This window comes from Bacillus sp. FG16, from assembly GCF_057809515.1.
Window position 1 is genome coordinate 1 of the sequence record NZ_JBMDKC010000406.1, and the last position, 316, is coordinate 316.

Consider the following 316-nt stretch of genomic DNA (forward strand, 5'->3'; position numbering starts at 1 on the left):
GTTGCATGCAGGAAACTTCGCTGCAATACTCTGCACTTTTATTTTGCAAAAAACAGTACTGTGTGGTATACACTTTTCTTCTTTTAGTTCACGTATCGCAACAGGATAGACTTTATCTCCATCAGCAGTTATCGAACGAGGTTTTGTGGCATGACAAGAAGCCAAGGCTTTCTTTAGAAAACACTTAGCAGCCTTCGCATCTCATTTACGACTTAAATAAAAATCAATTGTGTTTCCTTCGGAATCGATTGCACGATATAAGGCCTCACCATACATGCCCATCAACTTAAGCCTTTTTACTACCCCCAAGTACAAA

1 pseudogene is annotated in these 316 nt (G+C 39.6%); it reads right to left on the reverse strand.

What is annotated here, in order from left to right:
- Positions 1–316: pseudogene (locus ACODS7_RS32940) on the reverse strand (DDE-type integrase/transposase/recombinase); the annotation flags it as partial.